Consider the following 16,590-nt stretch of genomic DNA (forward strand, 5'->3'; position numbering starts at 1 on the left):
CGCCAATCTCCCTAGCAAAAGCCGCAAAACCCCCAAAAGTTTCCCGATAAAGTATCTCGACGGGGGGCAGGAAAGATCAGGGCTCAGCAATTGGGCACATTCACCGCCAGCCCGCCAAGGCTGGTTTCCTTGTAATGTTCATGCATGTCGCGGCCCGTCTGACGCATGGTCTCGATTGCGGCGTCAAGCGGCACGAAATGCGTGCCATCCCCGCGCAGCGACAGCGACGCCGCCGAGACCGCCTTGATTGCCCCCAGACCGTTGCGCTCGATGCAGGGCACCTGCACCAGCCCGCGCACCGGATCGCAGGTCATCCCCAGATGATGTTCCAGGGCGATTTCGGCGGCATTCTCGATCTGCTCGGGCGTGCCGCCCATCACGGCGCATAGCCCCGCCGCAGCCATAGCCGCAGCCGACCCCACTTCGGCCTGACAGCCGCATTCCGCCCCCGAGATCGAGGCATTGGTCTTGATCAGCCCGCCTATCGCCGCCGCCGTCAGCAGGAATTCCCCCACACGGGCACGGCTTGCCCCCGGCACATGATCGAGCCAGTAGCGGATCACCGCAGGCAGCACGCCTGCCGCCCCATTGGTGGGCGCGGTGACCACCTGTCCGCCTGCGGCATTTTCCTCATTCACCGCCATCGCATAGGTCGAGATCCAGTCGTTGACGATATGCGGTGCCTGCAGGTTCTGGCCGCGTTCGGAGTGCAGCGCGTCATGGATCGCCTTGGCGCGGCGCTTGACCTTCAGACCTCCGGGCAGAATGCCATCGGTCTCGAGCCCGCGCGAAAGGCAGCCGTTCATCACCTCCCAGATGCGCGACAACCCTGCCTCGATCTCGGGGCGGCTGCGGAAACGGGCCTCGTTCTGCAGCTTCATCTGCGCGATCCCCAGCCCCGAGGCATGGGCCATCGACAGCATCTCATCCGAGGAACGGAACCCGAAAGGCACGGGCGATGGCGCATCCTTGGCCGCGGCATCATCGGCGGCCGCCATCTCGCGGGCACTGCGCACAAAGCCACCACCGATGGAATAATAGGTCTCCTGCGCCAGCACGTCGCCCTGCTTATCCAGCGCCTCCAACACCATCCCGTTGGCATGGCCTTCCAGTGCGGGGCCATAGTCGAAGATCAGATCCGTTTCGGGGTTGAAAACCAGTGGCCCCAGCCCCTCGGGGTTCAGCAGATGATCCTTGGTGTTCTGCGCCAGAACCGCTTCGGCGGCCTCGTGGTCATAGCTCTCGGGCAGAAGCCCCGCGAGACCAAGGATCGTGGCACGGTCGGTGGCATGGCCCTTGCCGGTGAAAGCCAGCGACCCGTACAGCCGCGCACGCAGCCCGTGCGCCTTGAAATGCGAGCCCCGCAGAAGCGCCAGAAACATGCCACTGGCGACCATTGGCCCCATCGTATGCGAAGAGGACGGCCCGACCCCGATCTTGAAGATATCGAACACACTCAGAAACATCTCGCACTCCCTGGATGGTCCCGCGCGGGCGGGGATGGCTGCCTTTGCACAATGTCACAGCCCGACCGGCGGACCTGCGCGAAAACGACATTCGGCGCATCAAACGCGCGAATTGCCCCACAAGATTAAGAACATTAGCTGAACATTTACCGAAAATCGGTCAGATAGGGGCCGGTTCTGTAACTGACGTGATGGTGACATGCCAACCTTTGGCGCCTGGCAAATTTCCGACCTCGTGATCACGGGGCCTGACCCGTTTGCATCGAATGCGACGGCCGAGACAGATGCGCCCGGTGCCACCAGCTTTGTCATCTCCCCCAGCGCAGATCTGCAGCTTGTCGATCTGGTCGATGACGATGCCAGCTTCGAGGATGCCGATGGCGGGCAGGCGCTGGCCGCCGCCACCACATTCGACGGGGTCGCGTGGGATGCGGGCGACGGGGTCGAGACCGAATACAGCTATATCATCCGCCCCAGCGGTTCGAGCGATCCTGCCGACAATATCACGATCTATGTGCTGGAATATCAGGGGCAAGTGCACGGGATCGCCTCCACCGAACGGCTCTTTGCCGGACAGAGCTACGATATTGTGGGCATCGACAGCAATGATCCGGTTATTGCCTATAGTGCGATGGCGATCTGCTTTGCGGCAGGCAGTCTGGTGGCCACCAAACAGGGGCCGGTGCCGGTGGAAAAGCTGCGCGAGGGGATGCGTATCCAGACCGTCGATAACGGCTATCGCCCGCTGGAATGGGCGGGGCGCTGGCTGGTTAACGGACGCGGGGCCAATGCGCCGGTGCGGTTTGAAACCGGAGTTATCGGCAATACGCGCCCGCTGTTTCTGTCGGGCCGGCACAGGGTGCTTATGCGACCGGAGCGGGGCCCGTTGCAGGGCGAGGAAATTCTTGTGGCGGCCCGCGCCCTTGTGGGACAACCCGGCATCACCCGCGCCGAATGCGACCGCATCCAGTGGGTCCATCTGCTGTTCGAACGCCACGAGGTCGTCTTTGCCGAAGATGCCCGTACCGAAAGCCTGCTGCCCGGCCCCGCCGCACTGAGTTGCGTCGGCCCCGAAACGGCCCGCTATCTGCAAGCCACGCGCGAGGCCGACCCGTTCGGCATGCTGCCTGCGCGCCCGATCGTGCCCACGGGCAAAGCGCAGCGGATGTTGCGCCTGCCCCAGCGCGCCTGATCACGCGGCCCATATGATTTTATACGAAACCCTGAGGAATAGCGCGTGCATGGTCGCGCAGGTCTGCTATAAGCCGCGCGAACGGATCTTTGAGGAGCAAAACCATGCCCGCCGAGCTTTCCCCCATGGACAAGGCCAAATTCGCTGCCGCCCGCCGCGCGGTGGATTTCATCGAGGACGGCATGCGTGTCGGCCTTGGCACCGGCTCGACCGCTGCATGGATGGTGCGCTGTCTGGGTGAGCGTGTGCGCGAGGAAGGGCTGAACATCATCGGCGTGCCGACCTCGACCCGCACCGCAGAACTCGCGCGTCAGATGGGCATCAAGGTCGTCTCGCTGGAAGAGGCGAAATGGCTGGATCTGACCATTGACGGTGCCGATGAATTCGACCCCGAGCTGAACCTGATCAAGGGCGGCGGTGCAGCCCTTCTGCAAGAGAAGATCGTGGCGACCGCTTCGGACCGGATGATCGTGATTTCGGATGCCTCCAAGGAAGTCGCGCATCTGGGGGCCTTCCCGCTGCCCGTCGAGGTCACGCCCTTCGGCTGGCCGGTGACCCGCACCTTGATCGAGGAAGTGCTGTCGTCGATGGATGTGCTGGGCCGCGAGACCACCGTGCGTATGGAGGGCGACCAGCCTCTGGTCACCGATGAGGGCAACCATATCATCGACTGCCATCTGAACAAGATCGGCAATCCGCGCCAACTTGCACTGGCGCTGAACCAGATCGCCGGTGTGGTGGAAAGCGGGCTGTTCATAGACATCTGTGATATGGTCATCATCGGTGATGCCGATGGCCGCGTCGAAGTGCGCGATATCAATGCTGGCACCGTGGCGCATGAAAAGATCGACTTCGCCGAGAACGACAACATCTTTGGCGATCTGAAATAACCGCCACTCCGCCAAGCCACCCGCCTTGCGGGCGTGCTGCGACGGCCAATAAACTAGACCGGGTCCGGGCGGCGCTGCCGCTGCGGGCCCGTTTCTTTTCCAGGGCCTGCGGGAGGCGTTCCGCATATTGAGGTGCCCCGCCCAAGGCCCCGCCCTGCCCCGCTCAGACCCGAAATGCCGCCAGCACCGTGCAAGCTGTGTCAACACATGCCGACTTCAAGCGCTCATGGTCCCACGGCACGGCTTTGGGCTACCCGCCGCATTGACCATATTGGTCGCGCATTCGGGGCAGACGCGACCGGACGACGGCAACTCTGGCCAAGCCCGCCGATGTGTGGTCTATCTTCGCGCAACAGAAGGGCCATGTGCTGCCCATGACAGCCCCGCGTCTGGCGGAGCGGAACGTAAGGACATCTCCCATGAGCAATTTCGACTTTGATCTTTTTGTCATCGGTGGCGGCTCTGGCGGGGTCCGGGCCGCACGGATCGCGGCAGGCCACGGGGCGAAAGTGGCACTGGCCGAAGAATACCGCATGGGCGGAACCTGTGTCATTCGCGGCTGCGTGCCGAAAAAGCTGATGGTCTATGCCTCGGGCTATCCCGAAGCCGTGCGCGAGGCGCAGGCCTATGGGTGGGACGCCACGATCGGTGCCTTCGACTGGGAGGTCTTTCACAGGAAGCTGGAGGCCGAGCTTGACCGTCTGGAAGGGCTTTATCGCAAGGGACAGGAAGGCGCGGGCGTCACCCTCCACGACTGCCGCGCGACCGTGGCGGGCCCGCATGAGGTGAGACTGGCCGACGGGCGCATCGTCTCGGCCAAGCATATTCTGGTGGCGGTGGGCGGCAAACCCTTCGTGCCGGAGTTCGAGGGGTGCGAACATGTGCTGACCTCCAATGACATGTTCAAGTTCAAGACCCTGCCGAAGACCATGCTGATCGTGGGCGGGGGCTATATCGCCTGCGAATTCGCCTGCATCCTGAACGGTCTGGGTGTCGAGGTCTCGTTGCTCAACCGCTCGGCCCTTCTGCGCGGCTTCGATGCGGAATCGCGCGATGTGATCGTGGGGCAGATGGAACGCGCGGGGGTCCGCATCCGCACCGGCCATGTCATCGACCGCGTCACCTGCAAGGGCACGGCCTTCAGCGTGCATATCGCGGGACAAACCGAAGAGACCTATGACGCCGTACTCTACGCCACGGGCCGTGTACCGTTGACCGAAGGGCTGGGGCTGGAGGAGGCCGGCGTCAAACTGGGCCAGCGGGGCGAGGTGCTGGTGGATGAATGGTCGCAGACCAACGTGCCCTCGATCTTTGCGGTGGGCGATGTGACCGACCGCATCCAGCTGACCCCTGTGGCAATCCGCGAAGGCCACGCCTTTGCCGATACCGTCTTCGGGGCCAATCCGCGCAAGATGGACCATGATCTGGTGGCCTCGGCGGTCTTCACCCAGCCCGAATTCGGCACCTGTGGCGTGACCGAGGAGGAGGCCGCGGGCACCGGCGCCGATATTTACACCTCTAGCTTCCGCCCGATGAAGAGCCTCTTTGCGGGCAATGACGAGAAGGTCTTCCTGAAGCTGGTGGTGGATCAGAAGACACAGGTCGTGACCGGCTGCCATATCGTTGGCCCCGATGCGGGCGAGATGATCCAGATGGTGGCCATTGCCATGAAGATGGGCGCAACCAAGGCGCAATTCGATGCGACCTGCGCCGTGCATCCGACAATGGCCGAAGAACTGGTAACCATGCGCAGCCCGACGCGCAGCGTCTGAGCCACGGCCCCCGCAGGCAAACCGGCCCTGCGGGAATCCGGAAATATCGACAATCATATACTTAGAACTGCTATGGGGCGGGTTGAAACCTGCGGGTTCCCTCCCCAAATCACTGCGGAGATCAAGAAAAGGTGAGGAGTCTCATGAGCAATTCAGGTCCCTGGGGAACGGGCGGCGGAGATGACGGCGACAAGCCGAAAGGGTCCGACAAGCGCCCCGGACAACGTGGCCCCGGCAAAGAGCAGGTCCCCGAGATCGAAGAGTTCATGAAAAAGGGCTCCGAACAGCTGCGCGTGCTGATGGGCGGGCGTTCGGGGTCCGGTCGCGGGGCCGGACCGCGCGGCCCAAGCAATGGTCCCGGCGTCAAGACCATCGGCGCGATTGTCGTGGTCGGGGCTGCCGTGCTTTGGGCATGGTCGTCGTTCTATACCGTGCAGCAGGGCGAAGAAGCCGTCGAGATGACCTTCGGCAAATATTCGGCCACCAAGACCGCAGGCCTCAACTTCGCCCCTTGGCCTGTGGTGACCCATGAAATCCTGCCTGTCGATCTGGAACAGACGGTGGATATCGGGATGGGGCGCGCAGGCTCGAACGATACCGGCCTGATGCTGACCGGCGACCAGAATATCGTTGATATCCAGTTCCAGGTCGTCTGGAACATCAAGGATCCGGCGAAATATCTCTTCAACCTCTCCGATCCGCAGGAATCGATCCGCGCGGTGGCCGAATCGGCCATGCGCGACATCATCGCGCGCTCGGAACTGGCACCGGTGCTCAACCGTGATCGCGGCGCGATCCGTGCCGAGCTGGAAGGCGCCATCCAGGGCACGCTCGACAGCTATAACTCGGGGATCCATGTGATCCGTGTGAACTTCAATAAGGCCGATCCGCCGCAGGAGGTGATCGACAGCTTCCGTCAGGTGCAGGCGGCCCAGCAAGAGCGGGACCGTCTGACCAATGAGGCCGACGCCTATGCCAACCGCGTCACCGCGCAGGCCCGTGGTCAGGCCGCCCAGCTGAAAGAAGAGGCCGAAGCCTATCGTGCCCGCACCGTGAACGAGGCCGAGGGTCAGGCCGCGCGCTTTACCTCGGTCTATAATGAATATGTCAACGCGCCCGATGTGACCAAGCGCCGGATGTTCCTGCAGACGATGGAAAGCGTTCTGGGCGGGGTCGATAAGGTGATTATCGACGAGCCCGAGGGCGCTCAGGGGGTCGTGCCCTATCTGCCGCTGCCCGACATGAAACCTGCAGCCAAAACCGACACGTCGAGCGAGGGATCGAACTGATGCAAAAACTCGCAATCGCCATTCCTGTGATCGCCCTTGTGGCCGCTGTCGGCCTGAGCTCTGTCTATGTGGTCGACGAGCGCGAACAGGCGCTTGTGCTGCAATTCGGGCAGGTGAAAGAGGTCAAGACCACCCCCGGTCTGGGTTTCAAACTTCCCTTGATCCAGACGGTCAAAACCTATGAGGACCGCATCCTGTCGCTGACGACGCGCCCGCTGGAGGTGACCCCTCTGGATGACCGCCGTCTGGTGGTGGATGCCTTTGCCCGCTGGCGCATCACCGATGCGGTAAAATTCCATACAGCCACCCGTGGCCGCGGCGAACCCTGGGCACAGCAGCAGCTGGACAATATCATCACCGCCCAGATCCGCGAAGTGCTGGGGGGTGTGCCCTCGACTGCGGTTCTGTCGGATGACCGGATCAGCCTGATGGTGAAGATCCGCGATTCCGCCCGCGCCGAGGCACAGGCCCTTGGGGTCGAGGTGATCGACGTGCGTCTGACCCGCACCGACCTGCCCGACCAGAACCTTGAGGCCACCTATGCCCGTATGCGCGCCGAGCGCGAGCGGGAGGCGGCTGACGAGATCGCACGCGGGAACGAGGCCGCCCAGCGGATCCGCGCCAGCGCCGACCGGACCCGCACCGAACTGACCTCGGATGCGCAACGTCAGGCCGAGATCGTTCGTGGTGAGGCACAGGCACAGGCCAACAAGATCTATGCCGAGGCCTATAATAAGGACCCGAACTTCTTCGCCTTCACCCGCCAGCTGGATTTCTACGCCAATACGCTGAAGTCGGATAGCTCGCGGATCATCGCGCAGCCCGATAGTCTTTACTTCGACTATGACCGCTTCCTGCAATCGCTTGGGGAAGCCCCCAGCCAAGCACAGACGGCAAAGCCGCCAGCCGCGCAATAGGCCCCGCATCACAGAAAGGCCGCAGCCGCAAGGCTGCGGCCTTTCTCATGGACGACCGCGCCGGTTACCGGACCGGATCAGAGGGATCATCGCCCGCGATACCGACCGTGGCGACACAGAACCGCCCCCTCACAGCAGAGCCCGTGTCAAATCACGATCCGGCCAGACAGGTGGTCACCGGCGTTTCACAGCCAATTGTCCCAATGAGACGGGGCTTTCATTTGTGATTTCCGTCACGACGTTCTTAAACTGGCATACCGAGGTCGGAAGCCTAAAGGTGCCGGCCAACCGCATCTTCGGAGCAAGAGAGAGCATGACAATCCAGACCCCCGCCTTCCTGTCCGCAAAAAATGTCCGTGGTGCCTTCGGGGCCGCGGCCGTGGCGGCTGCAATCGCCCTGACCCCGCTTCATGCCACGCCGGTATTTGCCAAAGCCGCGCCTGACAGTTTTGCAGATCTGGCGCAGAAGGTTTCGCCTTCGGTGGTGATGATCACCACCTCGATGACCGTCTCGACCCCGACCCAGTCGAACCCGATGTTCCCCGAAGGCAGCCCCTTCGATGATCTGTTCCGCGATTTCGGCTTCCCCGATCAGGGCCAGCAAAGCCCCTCGCGCCCGCATCACTCGAATGCGCTGGGATCGGGCTTCGTGATCTCGGAAGACGGCTATATCGTGACCAATAACCATGTGATCGAAAATGCCGATGACATCACGGTGGCCTTCTTCGATGGCACCACCAAGAAAGCCAAGCTGATCGGCACCGATCCCAAAACCGATATCGCGCTTCTGAAGGTCGAAACCGACAAGCCGCTGCCCTTCGTCCCCTTCGGTGACAGCGACAAGATGCGGGTAGGTGACTGGGTCATGGCGATGGGCAACCCGCTAGGCCAGAACTTCTCGGCCTCGGCGGGGATCGTCTCGGCGCGCAACCGCGAGCTTTCGGGCACCTATGATGACTATATCCAGACCGATGCCGCCATCAACCGTGGTAACTCGGGCGGGCCGCTATTTGACATGAACGGCGAGGTGATCGGCGTGAACACCGCGATTCTGTCGCCCAATGGCGGCTCGATCGGGATCGGCTTCTCGATGGCGTCGAATGTCGTGAAAAACGTGGTGTCGCAGCTACAGCAATATGGCGAAACCCGTCGCGGCTGGCTGGGTGTGAAAATTCAGGATGTCACCGATGATATGACCGAAGCGCTGGGTCTGAGCTCGAGCAAAGGCGCGTTGGTTTCGGAAGTGCCCGACGGTCCGGCCAAGGATGCGGGCATGCAGGCGGGCGACGTGATCGTGAAATTCGACGGGGGCGATGTCGCCGACACCCGCGATCTGGTGCGCCGCGTGGCCAAGGCCCCGATTGGCGAGAAGGTTCAGGTGATCGTCCAGCGCGATGGCAAAGAGAAAACCCTGACCGTCACGCTGGGCCGCCGCGAGACCTCGGAAGACCAGCCCATTCCGGCGGCGGCAAAAAGCCAGTCGCAAGACAGCGATACCGTTCTAGGCATGTCCATCGAACCGCTGAACGACGACCTGCGCGGCCAGCTGGATCTGCCCTCGGATGCCAAAGGTCTGGTCATCAGCGATCTCGACGAGGAAAGCGATGCCTATGACAAGGGCCTGCGCGCCGGAGATGTGATTGCCGAAGCCGGTCAGCAGGATGTGACCAGCGTCACCGACCTGCAAGACCGCGTTAAAGAGGCCAAGGATGAGGGGCGAAAATCGCTTCTTCTGCTGATCCGTCGTGGGGGTGAGCCGCGCTTTGTCGCGCTGCCGGTGAAATAATCACCGCACATCCCCACCTGTAGAGAGAAGGGCGCCCCACGGGGCGCCCTTCAACCGATCTTGGCAATGGGTATGGCTCCAGAGGTCAGGTTGGTCCCATCTGGCCGGGATAGGGCGCGGCAACACCGGGCGTGGCCGAAGCCGTCGGGGCGGTCTTGTCCGACCAGAGCGTCAGCCCCAGCTCCTGTGCTGCCCGTGTCGAAAGGGTCGCGCTATAAAGCCCGCGCGCTTTCTGATAGGCATGGATCGCCTGCCCCGTGGACCGGTCCAGACTGCCTGACAGCCCCCCATGATAATAGCCCCGCGCCGCCAGAGCGCGTTGCAGCATCACCACGAAATCCTGCGTAAAGACCGGCGGACAGGGCGCGGCAAACCAGCGCGTGCCCCGCGCTGTCACGATCTGGTGGCGGGTTTCGGTGTGATAGGCGGCAGCCTGCGTGATTTTGCCGGTCTCGGGGTCGCGGATCTCGGGCGAGACCAGCCGCTGTTCGGTTACCGTTTCGACCACCGCCGGACTGGTCTGACGCGCATAACACCCTGCCGCCGCCGGATCGGGCGGGGTGTCGCGCCATTCATTGGCCAGTGTCAGCGGGATTTCGGAATCATCGCGCGGCGCGATCTGGCGATCGCCCGTCATACAACCGCCCAGCATGGCCAGCACCGAGACAGCCGCCACATATTTACGCATTCCCGCCATCCGCATTCCGTTCAACTTCGCCTGACCTGCCGCTTTGCACCACAGAGCCCCTGCCCGCGCACTGGTCAAGCCTTCCGTCATGCCCTACACCAGTTCCACTGACAACCAAAGCAAGTTTGGGGCGCAAAGCACAGCCATGGCAAAGATCACCTATATCGAACATAACGGCACGAAACATGAAATCGATGTCAAACCCGGTCTGACCGTGATGGAAGGCGCACGCGACAACGGCGTGCCAGGCATCGATGCCGATTGCGGCGGGGCCTGTGCCTGCTCGACCTGTCATGTCTATGTCGCCAAAGAATGGGTCGACCGCCTGCCGCCGAAAGACAGTATGGAAGAGGACATGCTCGATTTCGCCTATCAGCCCGACCCCGAGACCTCGCGGCTGACCTGCCAGATCAAGGTCACGCCGGATCTGGACGGCCTTGTGGTGCAGCTGCCCGAGAAACAGATCTAAGCTCCCCGCCCGAGGCCCCCGCTTCGGGCGTTTCTTTTGGCAATGTCGCAGGCGGGCGTCGCCTTTTCCCGTTAGCCTGTCGCAAATCACCGCGAAGGGAATGGCCGTTCGGATGAAGGTCATGGCAACAAGCCATGCGAGAGGACATCCGATGACCGCCCCCGAGACAACAGCCGGAAAGACCGCCGAACAGACCGCCGAACAGACCTTTGTCCTGACCGTGCAATGCCCGACCGCCCGCGGAATTGTGGCCGCCGTCACCACCTATCTGGCAGAAAAATCCTGCAATATCATCGACGCGCAGCAATATGACGATGCGCTGACGGGGCAGTTCTTCATGCGCATGACCTTCCGCAGCGAGGACGGTATGGCGCTGGAGGATATCTCGGCAGGCTTCGATCCGGTGGCGGCCCCCTTCGCTATGGTCTGGAAATTCCACGATCCGTCGCAGCGGATGAAGGTCATGCTGATGGTGTCGCGCTTCGGCCATTGCCTCAACGACATCCTTTATCGCTGGCGCATCGGCGCGCTGCCGGTGGATATCGTGGGCGTCGTGTCCAACCACTTCGACTACCAGAAGGTCGTGGTCAATTACGACATCCCCTTCCACCACATCAAGGTCACCAAGGAGAACAAGCCCCAGGCCGAAGCCCGCCTTCTGGCGCTGGTCGAGGAAACCGGCACCGACCTGATCGTGCTGGCGCGCTATATGCAGGTGCTCTCGGATGATCTGTGCCAGAAAATGTCGGGGCGGATCATCAATATCCATCACTCTTTCCTGCCGTCCTTCAAAGGCGCGAACCCCTATAAACAGGCCTATGAACGCGGCGTGAAGCTGATTGGCGCGACGGCGCATTACGTGACCGCCGATCTCGATGAAGGCCCGATCATCGAGCAGGACACGGTGCGCATCACCCATGCCCAATCGGCCGCCGATTACGTATCGCTGGGCCGCGATGTCGAAGCACAGGTCCTATCGCGCGCCATCCACGCCCATATCCACCACCGCGCCTTCATCAATGGCAATAAAACGGTGGTCTTCCCTGCCTCCCCGGGCTCCTATGCCTCGGAACGAATGGGCTGAATAGAAGGGGCGCCTCGGGCGCCTTTTCAATTTGGGGAGGGGCTCGATGCTTCTTGAAGTGCTTAGTTCAAATATCCATGTGCTTTAGCTAATTGATAAATTTTGAGGGTGCTGGGAGATGGAAGAAGCTAACGAACAAAAAGATGAAAGCATTCCGTCATTACAAGAATTCACCGAGACATTTAGCAGTATTCTGCGCGCTCTATGCGTCGATTACGCTTATGTCACCGAATATCTAGATCGTCGCACGCTCTGGGCTCTAGACAGGCTAAACCCTGCACAAATGTCTGCTCAATGGACATTTTTCACTTATAAAAACAGCCTCGTGCTCGGTGTCGCCAAACTTCTTGACGGCGGCAAAGGCTCAATTTCTCTGCTTAAGTTTATCGAGCATCAAACGCGCTATGCAGGATGGAAAGATTTTCCATCTGATAGGCCGTTTAAAAAGTGGAAGAAATCTTTCCGAAAATGGGATCAGAAGGCCGCAACGCTAAAAATATTTCGCGATGAGAAACTTGCGCACAATCTGGCACGGGGCGGGGGCTCGAAACGCTCCAAACTCTCCGCTTACAAGGATTTCGAAGGCAATAAAGAGGGAAAATATATCGGAGTGCACCGCGAGATCTTCGATCAATGCCTCGAAGGAATGGTTCTACTCTCTTGGCTCCTCCGGCTTTGTCGCAGCACTTCAGAAGACACGTTATCTTCAAGAGAATGGAAAGAACTGGCAGTCCGAGACGTAAACGACGACGTTGAGTTGTATCGAGCACACCACGCCGCCCTACTCGACCTCGTCACACCAACCACCAAATGAAAAAGGGGCCCGAGGGCCCCTTTCCTTATACCAACCGGCTTTGCTCTTTCGCGGCTTTCACGAAACCCGAGAAGAGCGGGTGCGGCGCGAAAGGTTTCGACTTCAGCTCAGGGTGGAACTGCACGCCGATGAACCACGGGTGGTCCTTATGCTCGACGATCTCGGGCAGGCGGTTGTCGGGCGACATGCCCGAGAACACCAGACCGCATTCCTCCAACTTCTCGCGGTAGCGGCCATCGACCTCATAGCGGTGACGGTGACGCTCTTCGATCTCGGTGGTGCCATAGACAGCCGCCACATTCGAATCGGCCTTCAGCACGGCGGAATAGGCGCCCAGACGCATGGTGCCGCCCTTGTCGTCGCTGACCTTGCGCTCGACGCGGTGATTGCCCTGCACCCATTCTTTCAGGTGGTAGACAACCGGCTCGAAGCGGCGCTTGCCTGCCTCGTGGTCGAACTCTTCCGACCCCGCATCCTCGATGCCTGCAAGGTGGCGCGCGGCCTCGATCACCGCCATCTGCATACCAAGGCAGATGCCCAGGTAGGGGATCTTCTTCTCGCGGGCGAATTGCGCCGCGCGGATCTTGCCCTCGGTGCCGCGTTCGCCAAAGCCGCCCGGCACGAGGATCGCGTTATAATCGCTCAGGAAATTGGCCGGATCTTCTTTCTCGAACAATTCGGCATCGATCCATTCGGCCTTCACCTTCACGCGGTTGGCCATGCCGCCATGCGTCAGCGCCTCGGCGATCGACTTATAGGCGTCTTCCAGCTGGACGTATTTCCCGACGATGGCAACCTTCACCTCGCCCTCGGCATTTTCCAGACGGTCCATCACGTCTTCCCAACGCGACAGATCGGGCTTGGGCGCGGGCGAAATCCCGAAGGCATCCAGAACCGCCTGATCCAGACCCACGCGGTGATAGGCCAAGGGGGCCTCGTAGATGGTTTTCAGGTCATAGGCCGGAATCACCGCATCGGGGCGGACATTACAGAACAGCGCGATCTTGGCGCGTTCCTTATCGGGGATCGGCTGTTCCGAGCGGCAGACGAGCACATCCGGCTGCAACCCGATGGAGCGCAGCTCCTTGACCGAGTGCTGGGTCGGCTTGGTCTTCAGCTCGCCGGAGGCTGCCAGATAGGGCAGCAGGGTCAGGTGCATGAAGATACATTGGCCGCGCGGACGTTCCTGCGCGAATTGACGGATGGCTTCAAAGAAGGGCAGACCTTCGATATCGCCCACCGTGCCACCGATCTCGCAGAGCATGAAATCGACCTCGTCATCGCCCACGGCGAGGAAGTCCTTGATGCCATTGGTGACATGCGGCACGACCTGAATGGTCTTGCCCAGATATTCGCCACGGCGTTCCTTTTCCAGAACGTTGGAATAGATACGCCCCGACGAAACCGAATCCGTCTTGCGGGCCGGAACGCCGGTGAACCGCTCGTAGTGACCAAGATCCAGATCGGTCTCCGCGCCGTCATCGGTCACGAAAACCTCGCCATGTTCGAACGGGCTCATCGTGCCCGGATCGACGTTCAGATAGGGATCGAGTTTGCGCAGCCGCACCGAAAAGCCGCGAGCTTGCAGCAAAGCCCCCAGCGCCGCCGATGCCAGCCCCTTCCCCAAAGAAGACACCACACCGCCGGTGATGAAGACATAACGTGCCATGAAAGCCCCCGTGAGTTTGCTTGGGTTTGCCGGTCCAGCAGCGGACCTGACAAAAATTATAAACACTCCCGAGGCCAAAGGCTTCGGGATCACGGGATTTGATGCTTACATGATTCGCGGCCAGCCCGCAATCGGACCGCAAGCAGTTGGGTAAATTTTATGTGGTTACGCTACCACTTGTGCGCCCGACAAAGGGGCGCACAGAAGTTGTGAGATGTCTTACTGCGCGGCCGGAGGCGTGACGGGGGAATCCGTCGCGGCGGGCGGGGTCAGGTCAACACTCGGGATCGCGGCATCATCGGTCTTGCTTTCGGATGCGGCATCCGGCTTGGCCTCGTCCTTGCCCGAAACGGTGAAATTGCCAGCACCCAGACGGTCCAGAACCGAAGATTCGCCCGCATCGCGTGCGGCAACAACCGTCAGCGCCACCGAGGTGCACAGAAAGCCCGCCGCCAGAACCCATGTCGCTTTCGACAGGGCATTGGCCGCCTGACGACCGGTCATCACGCCGCCCGCGCCACCGCCCGAGCTGCCCATCCCGAGGCCACCGCCTTCGGAGCGTTGCAACAGAACAACGCCGATCATCAACAGCGCGAGGATCAGATGAACGGTAAGGATGATGTTCTGCATATGGAGACGGACCTTCTTGCAAAGCTTGCGCCTACTTATTCATATGCCGCCCATCGCGCAACCCCTTATCCCACAGCAGAGGGGCCCCGCAGGAGGGCTGCGCACTCCTTATATATGCGCGCCCCTCCCCCCGAGATGTTTTTTCACCGCATTCACGGCAGTTTTCCCAAGAAACTGGTTCCCCCTCGGGCTTGGCTTCTGTATACCGCCCGAGGTTTTTCGCAGCGCCAAGGAGAGTCTCATGGCCAATGTCGTCGTCGTCGGTGCCCAGTGGGGTGACGAGGGGAAAGGCAAGATCGTAGATTGGCTGTCGGAACGTGCCGACGTCATCGCACGGTTCCAAGGCGGGCATAATGCCGGCCACACGCTTGTCATCGACGGCAAGGTCTACAAGCTGAACGCGCTGCCTTCGGGTGTAGTGCGTGGCGGCAAGCTGTCGATCATCGGCAATGGCGTCGTGCTTGACCCTTGGCATCTGATCTCGGAAATCGAGAAAATCCGCGAACAGGGTGTGGATATCTCGCCCGAGACGCTGATGATCGCCGAGAACACGCCGCTGATCCTGCCTTTCCACGGCGAGCTTGACCGTGCCCGCGAGGCGCAGGTGGCAGTGGCCAAGATCGGCACCACCGGTCGCGGCATCGGTCCGGCCTATGAAGACAAGGTTGGCCGCCGCGTGATCCGCGTCGCGGACCTTGCCGACCCCGCCACGCTGGAACTGCGTGTGGATCGCGCCCTTGTGCACCACAACGCGCTGCGCGCCGGTCTGGGGCTTGAGCCCATCGACAAGGATGCGCTGATCGCCAAGCTGGGCGAGATTTCGGCAGAAATCCTGCAATATGCCGCCCCCGTCTGGAAAGTTCTGGCCGAGAAGCGCAAAGCCGGCAAACGCATCCTCTTTGAAGGTGCGCAGGGCTCGCTTTTGGATATCGACTTCGGCACCTATCCCTTTGTAACCTCCTCGAACGTGATCGCAGGTCAGGCCGCAACCGGCGTTGGTATCGGTCCGGGATCGATCGATTTCGTGCTGGGCATCGTGAAGGCCTATACCACCCGCGTCGGCGAAGGCCCCTTCCCGACCGAGCTGAAAGACGATGATGGCGAGCGCCTCGGCACCCGTGGTCATGAATTCGGCGTGGTCACCGGCCGCAAGCGCCGCTGTGGCTGGTTCGATGCAGCTCTCGTGCGTCAGACCTGCTCGGTCTCGGGTGTCAACGGGATCGCGCTGACCAAGCTGGACGTGCTCGACGGGTTCGAGACCATCAAGATCTGCGTGGGGTATGAACTGGACGGCGAGCGTCTGGACTATCTGCCGACCGCGTCCGACAAGCAGGCGCGCTGCACCCCGATCTATGAAGAGATCGAAGGCTGGAGCGACTCGACCGAAGGTGCGCGGAGCTGGGCTGACCTGCCGGCCGCGGCCATCAAATATGTCCGCCGCATCGAAGAGCTGATCGACTGTCCCGTGGCCCTGCTGTCCACCTCGCCCGAGCGCGACGACACGATCCTCGTCACCGACCCCTTCGCGGATTGATCGCGATGGCGGGGCGACACTTAAGCTGGACGACGCGGCGCAGGCTGGCGATTCTGGTGCTGGTCATCGCCCTGCCGCTTTATGTCGTGGTGGCGGTGACACTGGCCAACTGGCTGGAGGCCCGCTTCGGGCGTCTGCCGCTCTGGGCCGAACTGGCACTGTATATCGGCCTTGGCGTCGCATGGATTTTCCCGTGCAAGCCGGTCTTCATAGGGGTCGGCAAGGCCGATCCCGCGAAACAGTCCGATACCACGCCGTAAACTGGCCATCAGACCTCTTCAAAAGCTCCCGAAACCGCTTCGGGAGCTTTTTCACATTCCCCCCTGTCGAGACCATCAGCAAAGACACGGCATGCCGCCGCCCGCGCACGGGCGCGCCCCGTCCAATGCG

The 16,590-nt window shown here is 61.5% G+C and carries 15 protein-coding genes; 11 read left to right on the forward strand and 4 right to left on the reverse strand.

The genetic code is table 11. The features are described 5' to 3' along the window. Positions 1-83: 83 nt before the first annotated feature. Positions 84-1,466 carry an L-serine ammonia-lyase gene (locus tag RPE78_RS01795; protein ID WP_406721069.1) on the reverse strand — a complete coding sequence of 461 codons (1,383 nt, stop codon included), beginning with the start codon at positions 1,464-1,466 and terminating at the stop codon, positions 84-86. Between the two features lie 199 nt (positions 1,467-1,665). On the opposite strand from RPE78_RS01795, the gene RPE78_RS01800 reads away from it, so the two are divergent. From RPE78_RS01800 to RPE78_RS01825, 6 genes are all read left to right on the forward strand, one after another. Then, on the forward strand, positions 1,666-2,658 hold the full coding sequence (locus RPE78_RS01800; RefSeq protein WP_406721070.1) for a Hint domain-containing protein: 993 nt from the start codon (positions 1,666-1,668) through the stop codon (positions 2,656-2,658). A 104-nt stretch (positions 2,659-2,762) separates the two neighbouring features. Next, positions 2,763-3,548 carry a ribose-5-phosphate isomerase RpiA gene (gene rpiA, locus RPE78_RS01805; protein WP_406721071.1) on the forward strand — a complete coding sequence of 262 codons (786 nt, stop codon included), beginning with the start codon at positions 2,763-2,765 and terminating at the stop codon, positions 3,546-3,548. A gap of 419 nt (positions 3,549-3,967) precedes the next feature. Next, positions 3,968-5,320 carry a glutathione-disulfide reductase gene (gene gorA / locus RPE78_RS01810; RefSeq protein ID WP_339107817.1) on the forward strand — a complete coding sequence of 451 codons (1,353 nt, stop codon included), beginning with the start codon at positions 3,968-3,970 and terminating at the stop codon, positions 5,318-5,320. A 143-nt stretch (positions 5,321-5,463) separates the two neighbouring features. Next, complete coding sequence (gene hflK, locus RPE78_RS01815) at positions 5,464-6,609, forward strand: FtsH protease activity modulator HflK (RefSeq protein ID WP_339107818.1); 1,146 nt, start codon at positions 5,464-5,466, stop codon at positions 6,607-6,609. Beyond that, positions 6,609-7,526, forward strand: a complete 918-nt coding sequence (gene hflC / locus RPE78_RS01820; RefSeq protein ID WP_406721072.1) for a protease modulator HflC — start codon at positions 6,609-6,611, stop codon at positions 7,524-7,526. Before hflK ends, hflC begins: the two co-directional genes overlap by 1 nt. Positions 7,527-7,839: 313 nt before the next feature. Then, positions 7,840-9,312: a DegQ family serine endoprotease gene (locus RPE78_RS01825; RefSeq protein ID WP_339107820.1), complete on the forward strand. Its 1,473-nt coding sequence runs from the start codon at positions 7,840-7,842 to the stop codon at positions 9,310-9,312. Between the two features lie 85 nt (positions 9,313-9,397). On the opposite strand, the gene RPE78_RS01830 is transcribed toward RPE78_RS01825, so the two are convergent. Next, the gene (locus RPE78_RS01830) at positions 9,398-10,090 is read right to left on the reverse strand and encodes a peptidoglycan-binding domain-containing protein (RefSeq protein WP_339107821.1); all 693 of its coding nucleotides are present in this window, start codon (positions 10,088-10,090) and stop codon (positions 9,398-9,400) included. A gap of 55 nt (positions 10,091-10,145) precedes the next feature. Here RPE78_RS01830 and RPE78_RS01835 point away from each other — a divergent pair, with 55 nt between their 5' ends. The 3 genes from RPE78_RS01835 to RPE78_RS01845 all read left to right on the forward strand — a co-directional run bounded on the left by RPE78_RS01835 (position 10,146) and on the right by RPE78_RS01845 (position 12,367). Continuing rightward, positions 10,146-10,469 carry a 2Fe-2S iron-sulfur cluster-binding protein gene (locus RPE78_RS01835; RefSeq protein ID WP_339107822.1) on the forward strand — a complete coding sequence of 108 codons (324 nt, stop codon included), beginning with the start codon at positions 10,146-10,148 and terminating at the stop codon, positions 10,467-10,469. Positions 10,470-10,620: 151 nt separating this feature from the next. Then, entirely contained in the window at positions 10,621-11,553 is a 933-nt protein-coding gene (gene purU / locus RPE78_RS01840; RefSeq protein WP_406721073.1) for a formyltetrahydrofolate deformylase, read from the forward strand. A gap of 118 nt (positions 11,554-11,671) precedes the next feature. Continuing rightward, positions 11,672-12,367, forward strand: coding sequence for a hypothetical protein (locus RPE78_RS01845; RefSeq protein ID WP_406721075.1), 696 nt, complete (start codon positions 11,672-11,674; stop codon positions 12,365-12,367). A 25-nt stretch (positions 12,368-12,392) separates the two neighbouring features. Here RPE78_RS01845 and RPE78_RS01850 read toward each other — a convergent pair whose 3' ends face one another. Then, a complete protein-coding gene (locus tag RPE78_RS01850) occupies positions 12,393-14,036 on the reverse strand; it encodes a CTP synthase (protein ID WP_339107825.1) in 1,644 nt (547 codons plus the stop codon). A gap of 219 nt (positions 14,037-14,255) precedes the next feature. Beyond that, the gene (gene secG, locus RPE78_RS01855) at positions 14,256-14,666 is read right to left on the reverse strand and encodes a preprotein translocase subunit SecG (RefSeq protein WP_339107826.1); all 411 of its coding nucleotides are present in this window, start codon (positions 14,664-14,666) and stop codon (positions 14,256-14,258) included. Between the two features lie 241 nt (positions 14,667-14,907). Here secG and RPE78_RS01860 point away from each other — a divergent pair, with 241 nt between their 5' ends. Then, the gene (locus tag RPE78_RS01860; RefSeq protein ID WP_339107827.1) at positions 14,908-16,200 is read left to right on the forward strand and encodes an adenylosuccinate synthase; all 1,293 of its coding nucleotides are present in this window, start codon (positions 14,908-14,910) and stop codon (positions 16,198-16,200) included. 5 nt (positions 16,201-16,205) lie between these two features. Continuing rightward, complete coding sequence (locus RPE78_RS01865; RefSeq protein WP_406721076.1) at positions 16,206-16,460, forward strand: DUF2842 domain-containing protein; 255 nt, start codon at positions 16,206-16,208, stop codon at positions 16,458-16,460. The last annotated feature ends 130 nt before the right edge of the window (positions 16,461-16,590 follow it).

This window comes from Thioclava litoralis, assembly GCF_045278885.1.
GTDB classification, from domain to species: Bacteria; Pseudomonadota; Alphaproteobacteria; order Rhodobacterales; family Rhodobacteraceae; genus Thioclava; species Thioclava litoralis.

What these genes read in the sequence shown, in the direction of transcription:
- RPE78_RS01795 (WP_406721069.1), bottom strand. Translation starts at nt 1,466, where the DNA reads ATGTTTCTGAGTGTGTTCGATATCTTCAAGATCGGGGTCGGGCCGTCC.
- RPE78_RS01800 (WP_406721070.1), top strand. Translation starts at nt 1,666, where the DNA reads ATGCCAACCTTTGGCGCCTGGCAAATTTCCGACCTCGTGATCACGGGG.
- rpiA (WP_406721071.1), top strand. Translation starts at nt 2,763, where the DNA reads ATGCCCGCCGAGCTTTCCCCCATGGACAAGGCCAAATTCGCTGCCGCC.
- gorA (WP_339107817.1), top strand. Translation starts at nt 3,968, where the DNA reads ATGAGCAATTTCGACTTTGATCTTTTTGTCATCGGTGGCGGCTCTGGC.
- hflK (WP_339107818.1), top strand. Translation starts at nt 5,464, where the DNA reads ATGAGCAATTCAGGTCCCTGGGGAACGGGCGGCGGAGATGACGGCGAC.
- hflC (WP_406721072.1), top strand. Translation starts at nt 6,609, where the DNA reads ATGCAAAAACTCGCAATCGCCATTCCTGTGATCGCCCTTGTGGCCGCT.
- RPE78_RS01825 (WP_339107820.1), top strand. Translation starts at nt 7,840, where the DNA reads ATGACAATCCAGACCCCCGCCTTCCTGTCCGCAAAAAATGTCCGTGGT.
- RPE78_RS01830 (WP_339107821.1), bottom strand. Translation starts at nt 10,090, where the DNA reads ATGACGGAAGGCTTGACCAGTGCGCGGGCAGGGGCTCTGTGGTGCAAA.
- RPE78_RS01835 (WP_339107822.1), top strand. Translation starts at nt 10,146, where the DNA reads ATGGCAAAGATCACCTATATCGAACATAACGGCACGAAACATGAAATC.
- purU (WP_406721073.1), top strand. Translation starts at nt 10,621, where the DNA reads ATGACCGCCCCCGAGACAACAGCCGGAAAGACCGCCGAACAGACCGCC.
- RPE78_RS01845 (WP_406721075.1), top strand. Translation starts at nt 11,672, where the DNA reads ATGGAAGAAGCTAACGAACAAAAAGATGAAAGCATTCCGTCATTACAA.
- RPE78_RS01850 (WP_339107825.1), bottom strand. Translation starts at nt 14,036, where the DNA reads ATGGCACGTTATGTCTTCATCACCGGCGGTGTGGTGTCTTCTTTGGGG.
- secG (WP_339107826.1), bottom strand. Translation starts at nt 14,666, where the DNA reads ATGCAGAACATCATCCTTACCGTTCATCTGATCCTCGCGCTGTTGATG.
- RPE78_RS01860 (WP_339107827.1), top strand. Translation starts at nt 14,908, where the DNA reads ATGGCCAATGTCGTCGTCGTCGGTGCCCAGTGGGGTGACGAGGGGAAA.
- RPE78_RS01865 (WP_406721076.1), top strand. Translation starts at nt 16,206, where the DNA reads ATGGCGGGGCGACACTTAAGCTGGACGACGCGGCGCAGGCTGGCGATT.